Source organism: Cocleimonas flava (assembly GCF_004339015.1).
Taxonomy (GTDB): Bacteria; Pseudomonadota; Gammaproteobacteria; order Thiotrichales; family Thiotrichaceae; genus Cocleimonas; species Cocleimonas flava.
On sequence record NZ_SMFQ01000002.1, the window covers coordinates 864,963 to 880,769 of the forward strand.

Annotated in this window: 15 protein-coding genes and 1 tRNA gene; 13 read left to right on the forward strand and 3 right to left on the reverse strand. The window is 39.7% G+C overall.

The window, feature by feature from the left end; all coding sequences use genetic code 11:
- Positions 1-66: 66 nt before the first annotated feature.
- Entirely contained in the window at positions 67-774 is a 708-nt protein-coding gene (locus EV695_RS03975; RefSeq protein ID WP_131904608.1) for a GNAT family N-acetyltransferase, read from the reverse strand.
- 143 nt (positions 775-917) lie between these two features.
- Here EV695_RS03975 and pdxR point away from each other — a divergent pair, with 143 nt between their 5' ends.
- The 8 genes from pdxR to EV695_RS04015 all read left to right on the forward strand — a co-directional run bounded on the left by pdxR (position 918) and on the right by EV695_RS04015 (position 10,011).
- A complete protein-coding gene (gene pdxR / locus EV695_RS03980; RefSeq protein ID WP_131904609.1) occupies positions 918-2,387 on the forward strand; it encodes a MocR-like pyridoxine biosynthesis transcription factor PdxR in 1,470 nt (489 codons plus the stop codon).
- A 135-nt stretch (positions 2,388-2,522) separates the two neighbouring features.
- A complete protein-coding gene (locus tag EV695_RS03985) occupies positions 2,523-3,470 on the forward strand; it encodes a hypothetical protein (protein ID WP_131904610.1) in 948 nt (315 codons plus the stop codon).
- 404 nt (positions 3,471-3,874) lie between these two features.
- A complete protein-coding gene (locus tag EV695_RS03990; RefSeq protein ID WP_131904611.1) occupies positions 3,875-5,227 on the forward strand; it encodes a substrate-binding protein in 1,353 nt (450 codons plus the stop codon).
- 246 nt (positions 5,228-5,473) lie between these two features.
- Positions 5,474-6,490 (forward strand): branched-chain amino acid ABC transporter permease, encoded by a 1,017-nt coding sequence (locus EV695_RS03995; RefSeq protein WP_131904612.1) that lies wholly within the window; start codon positions 5,474-5,476, stop codon positions 6,488-6,490.
- A 2-nt stretch (positions 6,491-6,492) separates the two neighbouring features.
- On the forward strand, positions 6,493-7,641 hold the full coding sequence (locus EV695_RS04000) for a branched-chain amino acid ABC transporter permease (RefSeq protein ID WP_207906939.1): 1,149 nt from the start codon (positions 6,493-6,495) through the stop codon (positions 7,639-7,641).
- Complete coding sequence (locus tag EV695_RS04005) at positions 7,638-8,399, forward strand: ABC transporter ATP-binding protein (protein WP_131904614.1); 762 nt, start codon at positions 7,638-7,640, stop codon at positions 8,397-8,399. The genes EV695_RS04000 and EV695_RS04005 overlap by 4 nt, the downstream gene beginning before the upstream one ends.
- Positions 8,392-9,168: an ABC transporter ATP-binding protein gene (locus EV695_RS04010; protein ID WP_131904615.1), complete on the forward strand. Its 777-nt coding sequence runs from the start codon at positions 8,392-8,394 to the stop codon at positions 9,166-9,168. Before EV695_RS04005 ends, EV695_RS04010 begins: the two co-directional genes overlap by 8 nt.
- A gap of 15 nt (positions 9,169-9,183) precedes the next feature.
- Positions 9,184-10,011: a universal stress protein gene (locus EV695_RS04015; RefSeq protein ID WP_131904616.1), complete on the forward strand. Its 828-nt coding sequence runs from the start codon at positions 9,184-9,186 to the stop codon at positions 10,009-10,011.
- 531 nt (positions 10,012-10,542) lie between these two features.
- On the opposite strand, the gene EV695_RS04020 is transcribed toward EV695_RS04015, so the two are convergent.
- A tRNA-Phe gene (locus EV695_RS04020) sits at positions 10,543-10,618 on the reverse strand.
- A 101-nt stretch (positions 10,619-10,719) separates the two neighbouring features.
- On the opposite strand from EV695_RS04020, the gene EV695_RS04025 reads away from it, so the two are divergent.
- Both EV695_RS04025 and ribF read left to right on the forward strand, forming a co-directional pair.
- On the forward strand, positions 10,720-11,184 hold the full coding sequence (locus EV695_RS04025) for a tRNA (cytidine(34)-2'-O)-methyltransferase (RefSeq protein ID WP_131904617.1): 465 nt from the start codon (positions 10,720-10,722) through the stop codon (positions 11,182-11,184).
- Positions 11,185-11,193: 9 nt separating this feature from the next.
- Entirely contained in the window at positions 11,194-12,123 is a 930-nt protein-coding gene (ribF, locus tag EV695_RS04030; RefSeq protein WP_131904618.1) for a bifunctional riboflavin kinase/FAD synthetase, read from the forward strand.
- A 27-nt stretch (positions 12,124-12,150) separates the two neighbouring features.
- Here ribF and EV695_RS04035 read toward each other — a convergent pair whose 3' ends face one another.
- A complete protein-coding gene (locus EV695_RS04035; protein WP_131904619.1) occupies positions 12,151-12,576 on the reverse strand; it encodes a hypothetical protein in 426 nt (141 codons plus the stop codon).
- A 360-nt stretch (positions 12,577-12,936) separates the two neighbouring features.
- Between EV695_RS04035 and EV695_RS04040 the strand changes: the two genes are divergently transcribed.
- From EV695_RS04040 to EV695_RS04050, 3 genes are all read left to right on the forward strand, one after another.
- A complete protein-coding gene (locus tag EV695_RS04040) occupies positions 12,937-13,581 on the forward strand; it encodes an ankyrin repeat domain-containing protein (RefSeq protein WP_131904620.1) in 645 nt (214 codons plus the stop codon).
- 246 nt (positions 13,582-13,827) lie between these two features.
- The gene (locus EV695_RS04045; RefSeq protein ID WP_131904621.1) at positions 13,828-14,997 is read left to right on the forward strand and encodes an MFS transporter; all 1,170 of its coding nucleotides are present in this window, start codon (positions 13,828-13,830) and stop codon (positions 14,995-14,997) included.
- Complete coding sequence (locus EV695_RS04050; RefSeq protein ID WP_131904622.1) at positions 14,981-15,805, forward strand: biotin--[acetyl-CoA-carboxylase] ligase; 825 nt, start codon at positions 14,981-14,983, stop codon at positions 15,803-15,805. The genes EV695_RS04045 and EV695_RS04050 overlap by 17 nt, the downstream gene beginning before the upstream one ends.
- Positions 15,806-15,807: the final 2 nt, after the last annotated feature.

The following is a 15,807-nucleotide window of genomic DNA, read 5'->3' on the forward strand; positions in this document are numbered from 1 at the left end:
AGTAGGGGGGTGGCTTTTCCTTCTAATCAGCTAGTCTTTTTTAATGAATGAATCCCCTGAATTAAATCATGTTCTAAAACTTGCGAGGCTCGAGCGTTGCTTCCCAGTTTCATCAAAGTTTTCCGGGTCTAACCAACTTTTAAATGTCGCTTCTAGTTTCGGCCATTCTTTATCCAGAATAGAAAACCAGGCTGTGTCACGATTTCTGGCTTTGTACATGGTCAGTTGACGGAAAATCCCTTCAAACTGAAAACCCAGTCGTAAAGCCGCAGCTCTTGATGGGCCATTTAGTGAATCGCACTTCCACTCATAACGACGATACCCCAATTCGTTGAATACACGTCGCATCATTAAATACATGGCTTCTGTAGAAATGGGGGTCTGCTGCATAAGTGGTGAAAAATGAATATGTCCTACTTCAATAACGCCATCTTTAGGGTTAATACGCAAATAAGTCGCCACTCCAACGGCCTGATTTGTTTTTAAATCTATCACCGTATAAAACAGCGGATCATCTCCGAGGCTTGTTGCTTCTAACCACGTGACAAAGTCTGCTTTATTCTCGAAAGGTCCATAGGGTAGGTACGTCCAGTTGCTCTGATCCTGGTCTTTGCCATAGGCTTGATATAGATCGTCTGCGTGTAATTGTATATCTATCGGTTCAAGCCGACAGTATTGCCCTACCATTTCAGAACGGGAGGGAAATTCGCAGCCGGTCCAATCTTGCATCGGAAAACCAATTGGCTGCCCCAGGCTGTTTTTATGTTCGCTCATTGATCTTTTCTCCGTGCTGATTGTTTTCGCTACTGATACTTAAATTTATAAAAACATCTTTAATTTATAGTCTATTATCGAAGAATATTGGTTTATTTAAAGCGCCAATTACACACAATATTTAGGAACCACTTCGACCAATAATGATTAAATTAAGCGGCCAAGGCTCTCTGTATAGACAACTCTACGAAAGCCTTAAAAATACGATTTTAGCTGGGGAATACAAAGCAGGTGAAAAGCTACCGTCTAGTCGTGAGTTAGCCAAATCATTACATGTTTCTCGCAATACTGTGATTAATTGTTATGAACAACTGTTAGCAGAAGGCTATATCGAGACACGGTTTGGCTCTGGCAGTTTTGTCACGGATAATGATTTAAGCAAGCAACAACAGTTACCAAAACAACACTATCGACCGCCCAAACTCAGCGACTCAGCACAATATTCATTGAAACAATGGCAAGCTTATGACCTGAATCATCTTGATAGGGCGGCGCTTGATGTCAATTTTCAATATGGCCCCGTTGATATCAATGAGTATTTATTAAAAGACATCAATCAGATTGCTCGTCGCTTTAGCCAAACCCTGGACTCAAATTACCAAAGACCCGAAGGGCTTTTAAAATTGCGTGAAAGCATTGCACGCTATGCGCAACAAAACAGGGGATGCCAATGTAATGCCGATAATATTGTAATCACTAATGGGTCACAGCAGGCTTTAGATTTAATCGCACGCTTGTTGATTCAAAAAGGTGAAAAAGTCATTATCGAAGAACCGGGATATCGTGGCGCGGCACAGGCGTTTTCAAATGCCGGCGCTAAATTGATCAGATGCGATGTCGATAATGAAGGCATTGATCTTGATAAAATCGATCCAGATAATAAATCAAATTCGACAGGAAATAACAACGTACGCTTGGTTTACACCACTCCCTCTCATCAATTCCCTACTGGTGCTGTTCTGCCATTATCGAGGCGTATTAAATTACTCGAATGGGCGAATGCAAATAATGCCTTTATCGTAGAAGACGATTATGACAGTGAATTCCGCTATCAAGGTCCTCCAATCGAAGCCATTCAAGGATTAGATCAATCAGGTCAGACGATTTATATAGGCACCTTCTCGAAAGTACTTTCCCCTGTTTTACGCATTGGCTATGTCATTTTACCGACGCCTTTAGTTGAGCCCTTTACCGCTTTAAAGTGGTGTAGCGATCGACACAGCCCGTTGCTCAATCAGCAAATACTGGCTGAATTCATTAACTCTCCGCTTTATGCTCGACACTTAAAACGCATGCGTAAGATCTATTCCAGACGACGTGAAATCTTGATATCCAAGCTTGAAGAATATTTTGGTAATGAGATATCTGTTGAAGGGACCAATGCAGGTATTCATTTATTAGTTTGGTTCAAACAGCTTGATGCGGCCAAAGAAAAAGACTTTATTCAACTCGCTAAAAATAAATCCGTGGGCATATATTCCGCAAATAAGCTTTATCAGAAACCGCCTAAAAACCTCGGTTTATTAATTGGTTATGGTAACTCGAGTTGTGACCAAATAGAGCTTGGAATAGAGCGATTAGCTGAGTGTTATTCATCAAATACTCGTGTTTAACTACTCATAAATATACTAAGACACCCCCCTACTTATAGGCACTTTTTTACAAGGTACTTATCCTGATTTTAATTTCCTGCCTCTAACGACCAATACTAAACGTATCGCTTAGAGTATCTTACAAGAGGGTTATCCATGATACTCCGACCAGTTAGAGTCTATGTTTGTTATTTGTTGTTACTGTTAACCATTCTTAGTGGCAGCTTTAGCAGTGCAAACGCTAATGCCAATTCAGAGTATCATTTGACTATTAAAGGCAGCTCAATAAACCTGAGATTTTCGCCTGAAATGTCAGATAAGCACCTTGCACTGGATCAACAAACCATCGTTAACTGGATAGAAAAATCTGCAATCGCCGTTGCCGATTACTTTGAGCAATTTCCCGTGAAAAATCTAAAAATTGCAATCACCCCGGGCTCTGGCTCAAGAATTGGCGGCAATGCTTATTACCGGGCTACTCCCTTAATTGTATTAAGAATTCAACCTGACATCACAGAACAACAATTACAACAAGATTGGGTATTGGTACATGAAATGGTTCACTTGGCATTTCCCCTGATGGAGGATGATCATGGCTGGGCTCAAGAAGGTCTTGCCACCTATGTTGAGCCCTTAGTTAGACTCAAAGCTGGCATAGTTAAAGAGAAAGATGTCTGGCTCTGGTTATTAAAAGGGACACCCAACGGTATCCCTAAAGAGGGTGAAAGAGGATTAGATAACACCCGCAGCTGGGGAATGAAATACTGGGGTGGTGCCATATATTTCCTACTAGCCGATATTGAAATACGTGAACAGACCAATAATAAGTTAGGGCTGGAAGATGCGCTAAGGGCGATCAATCATTCTGGTGCAAGTATGGCTGCTGATGGAACATGGCCAATAAGCGAGGTATTTTCAATCGGAGATAAAGCTGTTGGCACTCAAACACTTATGAATTTATATAACAAAATGAAAAGCAAGGCTTTTGATCCTGAGCTCGAAAATATATGGAAAAAATTTGGGATTAGCTTAAAAAATGATCAAATTAAATTCGATCAATCCAAATCTTTAGCACGGCAAAAATTCATTTTTGGTGTGAAATAGTTTCAAAAAACAAAAATAATCAGACTTATGTGAAATCCTCTAAGCCTTTGATAGCGCTTTCATAATTGATATTTCTCCAGTATTAAATTTAAGTTTTGAAAACCTTAATATTAAATTTACTAATATTAAGTTTTGAAATAATTTACATAAATTCTACCAATAGTCTTAGAAAAAACAAAAACATAGCTTATACTCGGCGATCTATTTTGACCAACATCACTGATGTACACACATGGTGCAATAGAAAAAAACGACTGTTTAGGTTTAATCTTTATTGATGATAGCCTGTATTTAGAGCTCTCTTAAAGAGCCATTTTCTAGTAAATGTGCAAATTGCATTATTAGATCGCTAACAATAATAATATTTTTACCCGCAGTCTTGTTAAACCCCAAGGAGAGAAACAATGAAAAAAAATGAAAATACGCCACATCTAAACAGACGTGGTTTCCTCAAAGTTGCGAGTGCTACAGGCGTAGCCGCTTCTGCACCAATGATTTTTATGAAAGACGCGTACGCGGCAAAGGACTTTAGAAATGACCCTAAAGATTCTAAAACAGTAACCCTAGGATTCAACGTACCACAGTCTGGTCCTTATGCCGATGAAGGTGCTGACGAATTACGCGCTTACAAATTAGCGGTTAAGCACCTTAACGGCGAAGGCGATGGTGGAATGATGAAAACCATGAAGCCTAGCATGTTGAAAGGCAATGGTATTCTCGGTAAGAAAGTTGTCTTCTCAACAGGTGATACTCAAACCAAATCAGATGCTGCACGTGCATCTGCTAAGCGTATGATCGAAAAAGATGGCGCATTAATGATCACAGGTGGCTCTTCATCTGGTGTTGCAATAGCAGTACAGGGTCTATGTCAGGAAATGGGTACCATTTTCATGGCTGGTTTGACTCACTCAAACGATACAACAGGTAAAGACAAGCGTCGTTACGGTTTCCGTCATTTCTTCAATACTGAAATGTCTGGAGCTGCACTTGGTCCAGTACTTGAGAAAGAGTATGGTAAAGATCGTACTGCTTATCACCTAACGGCTGACTATACTTGGGGTTGGTCTCAAGAAGGTTCAATCAAAAAGTACACAGAAGCCATGGGTTGGAAAACCAAAGCAGCAGTTAAAACTCCTGTTGGCGCAGGTGACTTCTCACAATTTATTACACCGGTACTAAACTCTGGAGCTGACGTACTTGTTCTTAACCATTACGGTAAAGACATGGTTAATTCACTCACCCAGGCAGTACAGTTTGGTTTACGTGATAAGCAAGTTAATGGTAAAGATTTCCAGATAGTTGTTCCTTTATTCTCTCGTTTAATGGCACAGGGTGCTGGTGAAAACATCAAAGGTATCTTAGGTTCTACTAACTGGAACTGGGCACTTAAAGACGAAGGTTCAGCAGCTTTTGTTAAGTCATTTGGTGCTGAGTATGGTAACCCACCATCAATGGCTGCTCATACGTGTTATGTTCAGACTCTTTTATATGCAAATGCATGTGAAATGGCTGGTACTTTCTATCCACCAGAAGTTATTAAAGCACTTGAAGGCTTTGAGTTTGACGGTATGGGTAACGGTAAAACTGAATATCGTGCTGAAGATCATCAGTGTTTCAAAGATGTATTGGTTGTACGTGGTAATCAAAACCCAACTAGTCAATTCGATCTGCTTGAAGTTGTACAAGAAGTTCCTCGTGCACAAGTTGAATACAAGCCAGAACTACTTGGTGGCGAATTAGGTCCATACGAAGTATAAGTAGTCGTAAAATTAACCCCATCGGAATACTTCTGATGGGGTTTTAAATTTTAAATACTTAATCGTTATAAATAATAGTTTCAATATTTATAAACGGTTACCTACACGCTTGAATCAAAAAATTTCATTTTTACTAATAATTTGAAATATACGCAAACAGTGTTTATTTTTAAATGCTCGCTATCTTTTTATATAAATTCTAAATTGATTCAAATACTTTAGCTCACAAAAAGAGAAGATAAAATCATGGATGCGATTCTGATCCAACTACTCAATGGCCTTGATAAAGGTGCAGCTTATGCATTAATTGCATTAGGTCTGACTCTAGCATTTGGCACCTTGGGTATTGTTAACTTTGCACACGGTGCATTATTCATGCTTGGTGCTTTTTGCGCCGTCAGCTTTCAAAAAATTCTTACGATATCTAAAAAAGTAAAAGATGAAAGTATTACTTTTTTCGATGCATATAAGGAGCAACCCTATTTAGAAATATGGTGGGGTGACACAGGAACCGCGATCATTGATTATGCCGTCCCACTATCAATAATAATGGCAATTCCAGTGATGCTATTGATTGGTTTTATAATGGAACGTGGCCTAATCAGACATTTTTACAAACGTTCACATGCAGAACAAATTCTCGTGACCTTTGGTTTGGCAATTATTATACAAGAGGTCATTCGTCATTTTTTTGGAGCAAATCCAATTCCAACACCTGCACCAGATGTAGTTTCTGGTAGTGCGGCGGTTGGAGCATTCTTTGGACTCAACGAAAATTTAGTTTACCCATGGTGGCGATTAATTTACTTAGTCTTCTCTGCAGCAATAATCCTTGCCGTATTTGCCTTCTTGAAATTTACGACCTTCGGAATGGTAGTTAGGGCGGGTATGGCAGACCGTGAGACTGTCGGTTTATTGGGTATCAATATTCAAAAGCGCTTCACTATCGTATTCGCTATTGCTGCATTAGTAGCAGGTCTAGCAGGTGTTATGTATGCACCAATATTACCACCTGACTATCACATGGGCATGGACTTCTTAGTACTGTCCTTTGTTGTAGTGGTTGTTGGTGGCATGGGCTCTTTACCAGGCGCTGTTGCAGCTGGATTCTTATTGGGGGTTTTACAATCATTCGCTTCGATGACTGAAGTGTCATCGTTATTCCCTGGTATTGATCAAATTATTATTTACTTAGTGGCAGTAGTGATACTTCTAGTAAGACCGCGTGGATTAATGGGACGCGAAGGCGTATTTGAGGATTAATGATGAAAAATTTAATTAAAAGTAATACCGTCATCATGCTGATATTTGCAGCTGTTGTTTTAACTGCGCCAATGTGGACTGCGCCAATTGGTGCCAACTATCCTGACTTACTTCAGAAATTTGCAATATTTGGAATATTTGCAGTTGGTTATAATATTCTATTTGGTCTAACGGGTTATTTATCCTTTGGTCATGCAGCCTTTTTAGGAATAGGTTCATATACCGCCGTTTGGTCTTTTAAATTACTGACGATGAATGTCGTGCCTGCAATAATTCTCGCAGTCATTGTGTCAGGCATATTCGCTTTGATTATTGGCTACTTGAGTCTGAGACGTTCTGGCATTTACTTCTCAATATTAACCTTAGCTTTTGCACAAATGGCATATAGTCTTGCTTATTCTGTACTGACACCTATAACTAACGGTGAAACTGGCTTGCAGCTGGAGCAACAAGACCCACGCATCATTGATTCAATGTTTGGCGTTGTTGTAACGGATGGCCTCCCATCTACCAATTTATTCGGCACTTTGATGAGTGGGTATTCTGGTTTCTATGTTGCTGCAGCTTTTTTGATTTTCGCATTTTATATTTCATTAAAGATTTTCCGATCACCTTTTGGGATGAAGTTGTTAGCAATAAAGTCTAATCAAACCCGAATGAAATACACAGGCTTCAACACCAAACCTTACCTATTAACAGCTTTCATTATATCTGGTATGTATGCAGGTTTAGCTGGTGGACTTTTGGCGTCAATCGATCCTCTTGCGGGTGCTGAAAGAATGCAATGGACGGCTTCTGGTGAAGTAGTATTGATGACAATCATGGGTGGTGTTGGTACTTTAATCGGCCCATTACTAGGCGCTGGAATCATTAAGTATCTTGAAAATATATTCTCTGCGTTAAATAAATCCGAATTAACAGAAATATTCAGCTTTATGCCAGAGTGGTTACAAACCATTGTGGTAAATATTTCGAATGTTTTTGTTGGGGAAGGCTGGCATTTGACACTAGGTGCGTTATTCATGCTGATAGTTATATTCTTACCAGGTGGTGTTATGGAAGGTGTAACCAAAATTAAAGACTTTATTTTAGGTATTTTTGGAAAGGGCGAAGACAATAGAACTGCTGAAATCGAAGGAGAGGCAAAATGAGTAATATCCTTGAGATTAAAGGCGTAAATAAAACCTTTGGTGGCTTGCACGCTCTACAAGATGTGAATCTACAAATTGAGGAAGGTGAGACACACGCGATTATCGGCCCCAATGGTGCGGGTAAATCTACACTTCTTAACTGTTGTATTGGACGATTAATTCCAGATAACGGAAGTGTGACGTTCAACGGAAAGAATATGATTGGAATGGAAGCGCATGATATTAATCATGCAGGAATGGTTCGTGTATTCCAAACACCAGAAATCTTTCCTGAACTCACTCTTCTTGAGAACGTGATGATTCCAGCACTTGCAAAACGTGATGGAACATTCAAATTCAATCCATTTAAAAGTCTCCTTAAAGAAACTGCTATACATGAAGAGGCGATGGCAACACTAGCCGACTTTAATTTAGATAGGTTTCATGACCATCACGCTGGCAGTATGTCTCGTGGTGATAAGCGTCGTCTCGAGCTTGCAATGGGATTGATTCAACACCCTACTTTACTGTTGTTAGATGAACCAACTGCTGGTATGGCGAGACACGATACTAATGCCACAATTGATCTATTAAAAAGTGGCAAGATGGGTGAAATGACAAAAGTCATTATCGAGCACGATATGCATGTAGTGTTCAGCCTTGCCGATAGAATCAGTGTACTTGCTCGTGGTCATATCATTGCCACAGGCACACCCGAAGAAATTAAAAATGATCCAAAAGTAAAAGAAGCATACCTGGGAGAACAAGAAGATGAGTGATCGAATAGTCGATAATATAAAGGTCAAAGACAGAGTCGCCCCAGTTCAGAGTCAAGGATCTGATCCTGCTTTTTTCTCATGTTGGGATATTCACTCATACTACGGTGAGAGTTATATCGTTCAAGGTGTAAATTTTGATATCCGTGAAGGCGAAGTTGTCGCACTTCTTGGTAGAAACGGTGCGGGTAAAACATCAACGCTACGTTCTATTGCACGTGTTGATGATCCTCAAGTAACTCACGGTGAAATTTGGCTAGACCATAAACCTTTGCATAAAATGTCTTCTTACGAAGCGGCTCAAAGTGGTGTTGCTCTAGTACCAGAAGATCGCCGTATTATTGCCGGCTTAACCGTTCATGAGAATTTAGAGCTCGCACAAATTGCTCCGCCTGTAGGCTGGAGCATAGAGCGACTTTACGAGCATTTTCCACGCCTTGCAGAACGTCGCAATCAGATGGGTACTACTCTATCGGGTGGTGAGCAGCAAATGCTGGCTGTTGCAAGAGCGCTAGCTCGTGATATCAAATTATTACTGCTCGATGAGCCTTATGAAGGCTTGGCGCCTGTTATCGTACAAGAGATAGCCAGCATCGTTGATAGCATTAAGAAACAAGGTATTACAACCATTATCGTTGAACAAAATGCGGTTGCTGCCCTTCGTTTAGCTGATCGTGCATTAATTCTTGATATGGGTAATATCGTGTTTGACGGTACTGCCAAAGAAGTCCTAGATAACGAAGAACTTCGTCATGAATACCTCGCGATATAGTAAGTAAAATTACATTTGAGCATTAAAGACATACTTGTTTTTCTCGATGATAGTGCCGGACACGAAGATCGAGTTAATGCTGCATTTGATATTTCCAAAGCACATGGGGCCCATTTAACAGGGGCCTCATTGGCTTCTATGAAGCCAATTCACGCAAAGTCCGATAATGAGGAAGTCCTCATACGCATATCGGATAAACAAGCCCACAAAATAGCTGATGAATTCGCCGAAAATGCTGTGGCTGAAGGCATTAATGTCGAATCACTAGTCATTAACGGTGGCGCATCTAAAAGTGCCCTCAAGATGGCACAATACGCTCGTAATGCAGACCTTGTAATACTCGGGCAACCTGACCCATCAAGAGATAATTTCTCAAGGCTAGAGGACTTCTCACAAGAAGTCATTCTACATAGTGGTAGACCAATTTTATTCATGCCATACATTGGCACTAGAAGAATAGGTTTTAAAAAAGCGATGATTGCATGGGATGGCACTCCTGCTGCAAGTCGTGCAATCCATGATTCAATTCCTTTATTAGCCAAAACCAAAGAAGTCTTCATTCTGATTGTTGAAAGTAAAAAACAAAAAGAGCAAAAGAATAATTTAATGGAGGAAAGACTAATTAGGCATTTATCGCATCATGAGATTAACGTCAAGCTGATGCGCGTCAATCCTGGCTCGAATAATGTACCCACAACAATTCTTAATAAAATTTCAGAATATGATGTCGATTTGCTAGTGATTGGCGGTTACGGTACGCCTACGTTAAAACAGAAAATATTCGGCAGCGTCTCTACAATATTATTGAAGTCTATGATCGTTCCAGTATTAATGTCTCATTAAAGACTAGCTACAATGAAGTTAATTAGCCCTTAGCACGTTTCAAAACCCACCCCCCACCTTTGGGGCAGTTTTTATTGCTTAGTTGCTCTATTCGACTTTAACATCTCATAAGTCATTCAAATGAACTACCCACTATATCCTCACGGCTTAAATTGATAGAAGTGCTGCTATGCTTATTAAAACTGCATTTTTTCTACATTTATCAGTAGATTTCATCTTGTTATTTGCGCAAGATAGCGCACCTGATATTACTCGTACTAATTCCTTAACAAGACCGTATAAACACGCTCATATCAAAGCTAATGAGAGCTATGAATCAATAATGCAGGTATCTCTAAAATATCGTTGTGATGGATTATATGCTTAAAAATGTCTTCAAAAGGAATTTCGTATTGGAAATATGGATGAGTTTGGATCCAAGCATCAGTAAAAAACGCTACGCGGTTTGAAAATTTTAAACACGAGTTATTTGTGTATGGAAAAGCTAGAGTGTTAGGAGATAAAACAAGAAGTGGAGCTAGAAGCTTAAAATGGTGGCCCGAGGTGGAATCGAACCACCGACACGAGGATTTTCAATCCTCTGCTCTACCGACTGAGCTATCGGGCCTTAAGCGAGGGCGCTATTAGAGCGTTTTCGTATTTAGTTGTCAAGAGATAAGTTAACAAGTTTTTGATTGAATTTAAATTTTATAAGAAGTAATTATTAATATGATTGATATAGCGCTCTTTGAGCCTGAAATACCGCCAAATACAGGCAACATTATGCGCCTTTGTGCGAACACCGGATCACGCTTGCATTTAATCCATCCACTGGGTTTTGATCTTGATGAAAAAAAATTAAGACGTGCGGGTATGGATTACCGCGATATGGCGACAATTCAAGAACATGAAAACTATCAAAGCTTTTTAGACTTTATTGGTGATCGACCTGTTTTTGCATTGACCACAAAAGGTAAAACAACTTATACAGATGCGAAACTCGTGGCAGATTCAATCCTGCTATTTGGGCCGGAAACACGCGGTTTACCTGATGAAGTATTAAAGACCTTCACAGAAGAAAATAAATTACGTCTACCAATGCTAAAAGAGAGCCGTAGCTTGAATCTTTCTAATACCGTAGCGATTGTCACTTATGAAGCACTTAGACAAAACAATTTCGAATCTTTGGGTTAAACTTTACGGATGAAATTTATCCGCCATATTAGTTCACCGAAGAAGAATGATTCTGCGTGTGTCGCCACCATCGGTAACTTTGATGGACTCCACCTAGGCCATCAAAAAATCATCGGTAAGCTAAAACAAAAAGCCAAAGAATTACAGCTACCACTAACAGTCGTTAGTTTTGAGCCACTACCCGCTGAATATTTTAGCCCTTATCCTCCAACTCGAATCTACCCACTGCGCGACAAGATTCGTTTATTAGAGCAATTAGGCGTTAATAATTTTCTTTGCTTAAAGTTTGATGAAGCACTAGCCAATATGGCGCCTAAAGTATTTGTAAAAGATATCCTTGAAGATTATCTGAATGTTAAACACCTCGCCGTTGGCGATGATTTTAAATTCGGCTATAACCGGGGGGGTGACTTTGCTTTATTAAAAACCCTAGGCAAGCATTCTGGTATGACGGTTGTTGACACCCCAACGCTAGAAAAAGAATCTCAGCGTGTTAGCAGCACCAGAATTAGAAAAGCGCTGGAGCACGGTGATATTTCTCTGGCAAATAGCTTACTCGGAAAAAATTATCAGCTCAGCGGAAGAATTCGCCATGGAGAGAAACGTGGTCGAACCATTAATTTCCCTACATTAAACTTAAAACTTCCGGAAAATATTTCCCCCAAGCGAGGAGTTTATGCCGTTCGCGTTTATGGCTTAAATAATTCCAGTTACACCGGCGTCGCAAATCTAGGCAATCGCCCAACGGTGTCTGGCAGTCAGAATCGTTTAGAAGTGCATCTATTTGGTTTTTCAGATTCAGTCTATGGGCAATATATTTGCGTAGAATTGCTGGAATATATTCGCGAAGAAAAGCGTTTTGATAATTTTGAAGAGCTAAAAGCCCAAATTTTACTTGATGCTGAAAAAGCCAAAGAGTTAATTGCTAAAGTCGTTTAAATTTCCCATTGAATTGATATCAAGATACTAGAATGAATTGATAAGCTCTTCTGGCAATTCATCCTTGTATTTAGTCACATAGTTTTGCACCGTGTTTCGATACTCTTCCACATACTGCTTAAAGCTCTTGGTGTTCTCATCAAATACGCCAATTTTATTATCAAATTTAACGATCTGATTGATCTCTATAAAAAATGCATCGCTTAATACATCGTGCTTACTTTGATGAGACATTGCCCTTGGGTAAGACTGGTCGACAAAAGCTTTACTAAAATCAGCGAGTTGCTGACACGAAGAAATCAACGACTCGGTATCCTCATCATCTGTTTTTAATTTCCTGATCGCTATATCGTAAGTGTTGATTATATTTCTGGAGGTTACGTGATCGAACTCTTTAGTTTGCTCATAAGAGTCAGAAAACTTATCAGGATTGAAGTAATGAAATAACTTCACATAATTTGCTCGCGCATAAACGATCGATTCTGTTCCTAATACGGTGCATTTTTTTAATGCAGATATCCTATCCTCGCTATTACATCCAGCTGTAAATAACAAAGCGTAGGTAAGCAAAAAGAGCAAAAACAAATACTTCATGTATACCGTTGTGTGGTTGGGCTTATTCAAGAAACTAAAATAGTAGACCAGTTTCAAGAAAATTCAACATTCTTTACATTCATGCGCTTTCCTACAAAACATTGTGCATTACAGTCATCTTTATTTTATGCGCCTTTATCTGGTTCCAGAATGGATTTAGCACCTTACTCTCTATACTAATTCATTAGATTACGGTTAAGCACTTCTTCGGGGAATACCATGCAAAATACCATTCAAAATACAATGCGCAAGCTACTTTTATCTTTGATCACTCTGCTAATAGTGGGATTGAGTTTTGTTTCAGTAAGTCATGCACAAGATTATAATAATGGTCAAACCAGCCTCGAACAACAGAGAATTCGAGAAATGCGTCTTCTTGAATGGTATGCGCAACAACAGCAGGCAGAACAAGGTGTACCGCAATCTGCAACTCAGAATGTGAGTGGCAACCAGCCTTACAACGCACCTAGAGCACCGGCACCTGTTGCGACTCCGGAAGCCGATGATTTATTTGCCGCAGCAAATGCCGGTAACGTAAACCAGCTAAGAACACTTCTATCTCAAGGATTGGATATCAATGTATCCAATCGAGAAAGAGAAACTGCACTACATATGGCTGCTGCACGAGGTCATTATTCTGCCGTAATTTTTCTAGTTAACAAGGGGGCTTATGTGAATGCTCCAACTGTAAAAAACTGGATACCACTGCATCATGCGGTTCGTTTTCGTCATCCGAATATTGTTAATTTTCTGATTAATCATGGCTCTTCTCCGCAATCCAGAACCTCGGATGGTTTAACTGCGGTTGATATGGCAAGAAATGTGAATGATTACCGTTTACTCTCCATTTTAGGCGCACGCTAGATTAATACTGACTCTCTAGCCACCCCCCTACTTTAAGGGGCTTTTTTATTTTGCTATTTAAGTGACCTCAGGAATTTATGTTTTTCGGAATGATTTTTATTGGTGAAAACATTTACTGAATTTGCACAAAACTAGTCGCTTTTAAACTATCAAATAAATAGTCAGCTGAAGTTACAAGTCATATACTTTGTCTTTTGTAACTTCGCGATTTTAAGGTCTTGTCCGAAATCGTAAACAGACTTTTAAATGCGAAAAACACAATACTCTCGACTTTCAGCGTTCTACTTTTTTTATTTTGCCGCGCTTGGGGCTTTCCTTCCGTATTGGGCGCTGTATCTTAAATCCTTAAATTTTAATGCGAATGAAATCGGTGAGCTTCTTGCTATTGTGATGGTGAGCAAAGTAGCATCACCTTACCTGTTTAGCTGGATTTCAGATCACATACAAAAACGCCTTGTGATTATTCAAGCCTCCATGTTTGTATCCGTGGTTGTGTTTGCCGGCGTCATTCCATTTCAAAGTTACTGGTGGTTTGCCTTTGTAATGGCAGCTTTTGGCTTTTTCTGGAATGCAGCACTCCCTTTATATGAAGCACTCACCCTTAATCACCTAGAGCACGACACAAGCCTCTATAGCAGCATAAGATTATGGGGCTCTGTAGGTTTTATTGTAGTAGCGTTGGTTTTACCCTTGATTATCGGCGGCAGTCATATTTCTCTGCTTCCTTTAATAATTCTGGCGCTACTTATCGCAAACACCGTTACCACATTTTTAGTTGACGATAGAACTCCAAAATCCAGCCATCAGAGCAGTCAGACACATATAATTGAAACACTGAAAAAACCAATCGTCCTCGCATTTTTATTCGCTTGCTTCTTTCAATCTTTAAGCCATGGAGCGTATTACACGTTCTTCACTATTTATTTGGAAGACCATGGTTATTCGCGAGGTTTTTCGGGTGCTATGTGGGCGTTAGGTGTGCTCGCAGAAGTAGGGCTATTTATTGTCATGAAACGTTTGTTAACAAAATTTAGTGTTTGTCACTTGTTCGCTATGGCGCTGTTTATCACAGCTATCAGGTGGGTTATGCTGGCACTTTATGTCGATAGCATCGTTTTGTTATTTATCTCTCAACTATTTCATGCCGCCAGTTTTGGTTTATTCCATGCCTGCTCTATTTATCTTGCTCATTCACTATTCCCCGGTCGACTTCAAGGGCGGGGACAGGCACTTTATGCTGGGGTGAGTTTTGGACTTGGAGGAACTTTGGGACACTTATTAAGTGGCTATGCCTGGGACTCTCAGGGAGCAATCTGGACATTTTTATCATCTGCAATTATTGCGCTGATTGGTGCTATTATAGCCAGCAAATATATTACCAAAGAGCGCTTATCTGGTTATGCCAACAACACATAAACCGTATAATATTGAGCAGATTTTACACGAAGCTGGTTCAAAGATACCTGGCAAAATTCATTACCTTGAAGAGGTGGCTTCCACTAACACCTGGCTAAAGGAAAACGGTCAATGTGGGGATGTTTGTCTTAGTGAGAAACAATTCAATGGACGTGGAAGACGAGGCAATAACTGGGTATCTCCCGACAATGGTAATATTTATTTATCATTCTGTTTTTGTCTGACGGAAAATACACAACACCGTTCTTTGTTAGGTTTGGTTACGGGTATAGCTATTGCCGAAGCACTAAAAGATATTGGCCTAAAAGATCATGGGGTTAAATGGCCCAATGATATTTACTGGCAAGGTAAAAAGATGGGCGGTATTTTGATCGAAACATCAAATTACTCGGATCAATTTATTATCGGCATTGGCTTAAATATCTCTTTAACAGGCATTGAAGCAGATAATATCAATCAGGGAATAACCTCGGTAAACGATGCCATGGTAGGTGATGAATTTTCCCGTGATGAACTTTTAATCAGAATAATCCACAGACTATCTATTCACCTTGATGGGTTTGCTTCCATGGACTTTCAGTCGTTTAAGCATTTATGGAGAGAGTGGGATATTTTACGGGGCGAAAGCGTAAATTTTCAGCATCAGGGGGAAGTTATCTCAGGTACAGTAAATGATATCGATAAGCATGGAAGACTAAGCATTTTACACACATCGGGTGAAACGCAATTTTATTCTTCTGCTGATATAAGACTCGATAAAAAATCCATACAAAAGTTTATAAAAGCTAATAATCAAAGACTCAACTAATC